A 2,722-nucleotide genomic window follows, 5' to 3' on the forward strand; every position below is an offset into this window, starting at 1 on the left:
GTCGTTCAGGTTGCGCAGCACGTAGCCGCGGATGCGCTCCTGCATCGCGAGATTCCGCGACGGCTTGGACTGCCGGCCGAACGATTCGAGCAGGGCCAGACGGACCAGTTGCGCGACGGTCTCGCCCGCCGCGATCCGTGAGTGGGGCAGCATGTAGGGCAGCTCGGCATGGATGCTGAACATCACCTGCCAAGCCACGGCACCGAGGCCGTGGCTGCCGATGGGCCGGGCCACGATTTCGTCGATGGGCAATTCGGTGCCCCGAAGGAATGAGGCCGGCAGCATGATCACCAGGTGATCGACCGAGCCCGGGTTGGACACGGTGTACTCGTTCGCCATGTCGTAGATGATCCACTTGCCGGGTTTGGCCTGCGCCACGCGGTCGTGCTGCTCGACCCAGGCTTCGCCCTCGTAGGGAACGATGATCTTCAGGTGTCCGGGGGCGTCGCATGCGGCGGTCCGATGGCGCATGAAGACGCGATGGCGCGTGGCGCGCAGCCGCGCGAGGGTGACGTCGCTCGCGCGCTGGTTGACCAGCGTGGCGTCGCAGGTGCGGTCACCGTAGAAATCGGTGTGCAGGCCGTTGAACTGGCGGCTCATCAGCTCGCGCCACCAGGCCGTACGCATGGAGGCCGCCACCTGCTCGGACGACCAAGCCTGTTCATCTTGCATGTTGAAACTCTGTGCGGGCCTGTCGGCGGCTCCCATGGAGGGAATCCCTGCCCGGGTCTGCGCTGTGGGCAAAGATTTGATGCGCTGCCGACAAAGTCCGGCTGTGCCGCGTCCCTACCATCCTGTGCATGGCGCCCGGACCTTGTCCCGGGGTGTGACCCCGGCATCCGGGCATCCACCGATGTTAGACCATGTGGAAACCGGTGAAGCGGGCTGGCGCGATACCCCTGCGTGCCGACACGGGGACTGCTGTCAGGACGTTCATTACCTCTCTTCTGAAGGACTGCAAATGACCCACATCTCCATGCTGATCGATGGCCGGAACGTGCCGTCGAGCTCCGGTGCCACGTTCGAGCGCCGCAACCCGCTGGATGGCCAGGTGGCCACGGTGGCACCGGCGGCCACGCCCGAAGACGCCAGGGCCGCCGTGGATGCGGCTGCCAAGGCATTTCCCGCCTGGGCCGCACTGGGCCCGGGCGAGCGCCGCGCCATGCTGCTCAAGGCCGCGGACGCGCTGGATGCGCGGGCGCAGGACTTCATTGACGCCATGGCCGCCGAAACCGGCGCCAGTGGCGTGTGGGCCGGCTTCAACGTGCACCTGTCTGGCGACATGCTGCGCGAGGCAGCCGCGATCACCACGCAGGTGAGCGGCGAGGTCATCCCGTCCAACGTGCCGGGCAGCCTGGCCATGGCGCAGCGCGTGCCGGCGGGCGTGGTGCTGGGCATCGCGCCGTGGAACGCGCCGGTCATCCTGGCCACGCGCGCCATCGCCACGCCGCTGGCCTGCGGCAACACCGTGGTGCTCAAGGGCTCCGAGCTGAGCCCGCGCACCCACGGCCTGATCATCGAATCCCTGCAGCAGGCCGGCCTGCCCGCGGGCGTGGTCAACTTCGTGACCAACGCACCGGCCGACGCCGGCGCCGTGGTGGAAGCCATGATCGCCCACCCGGCGGTGCGCCGCGTGAACTTCACCGGCTCGACCAAGGTCGGCCGCATCATCGCCACCACCTGCGCCAAGTACCTCAAGCAGGCCGTGCTGGAGCTCGGCGGCAAGGCGCCGTTCGTGGTGCTCGATGACGCCGACCTCGACGCGGCCGTGAACGCCGCCGCCTTCGGCAGCTTCATGAACTCGGGCCAGATCTGCATGTCCACCGAGCGCATCATCGTGGACGAGTCGGTGGCCGATGCCTTCGTGGACCAGCTCGTGGCCAAGACCCGCGGCCTGCCGCTGGGCGACCCGCGCCAGGGCCCGGTGGTGTTGGGCTCGGTGGTGGACATGGCCACGGTCGAGCGCTGCAACCGCCTGATCGACGACGCGCTGGCCAAGGGCGCGAAGCTGCTGTGCGGCGGCAAGGCCGACAGCACGCTGGTGCCGGCCACGCTGCTGGACCACGTGACGCCCGAGATGGAGATCTACCGCGAGGAGAGCTTCGGACCGGTCAAGCCGATCGTGCGCGTCAAGGGCGTGGACGAGGCGGTGGCCTGCGCCAACGACAACGAGTTCGGCCTGTCGGCCGCCGTCTTCGGCCGTGACGCCGCGCGTGCCTACGCCGTGGCGCAACGCATCGAGTCGGGCATCTGCCACGTCAACGGCCCCACCGTGCACGACGAGGCCCAGATGCCCTTCGGCGGCGTCAAGGCCTCCGGCTATGGCCGCTTCGGTGGCCGCGCCGGCATCGAAGCCTTCACCGAACTGCGCTGGATCACGATCCAGCACGCGCCGCGCCACTACCCGTTCTGATGGTGTGACGGCCGGTGCCGGCCATGGGGCTGCGGTCGACGCGAATAGGTTTTTGCCTATCAGTGGCAGGGACAGCGGACGTGCAGCGCCGCGCCATGATGCAGCAGCTCGCCTCTGTCCAGTGGCTCACCAGTTCCCCGTTGGCCCAAATGGCCCGACCCAGGTGCTCAGCGCGCTGCACCTGGGTGAGTTTGTGGCTCTTTCGCGTGCCCTGCAGGACAACACCTAACTGCAAAGCCTTGACGAGGAGTTGGGGTCGAGCCGACAGGTTTACCGCTTATTCTGACCCGTCCTAGATTAGGTTGACAC

General features: G+C 68.0%; 2 protein-coding genes. One reads left to right on the top strand and one right to left on the bottom strand.

Features of this window, described 5'->3' with window-relative positions:
* Positions 1-672 (bottom strand): DNA-binding protein (locus PHQ87_RS15775; protein WP_300236497.1); only part of this gene is annotated, 672 nt, incomplete at its 3' end.
* A gap of 289 nt (positions 673-961) precedes the next feature.
* On the opposite strand from PHQ87_RS15775, the gene PHQ87_RS15780 reads away from it, so the two are divergent.
* Positions 962-2,413 carry an aldehyde dehydrogenase gene (locus PHQ87_RS15780; protein ID WP_300236500.1) on the top strand — a complete coding sequence of 484 codons (1,452 nt, stop codon included), beginning with the start codon at positions 962-964 and terminating at the stop codon, positions 2,411-2,413.
* The last annotated feature ends 309 nt before the right edge of the window (positions 2,414-2,722 follow it).

The organism is Hydrogenophaga sp. (genome assembly GCF_028698005.1).
Taxonomy (GTDB): Bacteria; Pseudomonadota; Gammaproteobacteria; order Burkholderiales; family Burkholderiaceae_C; genus Hydrogenophaga.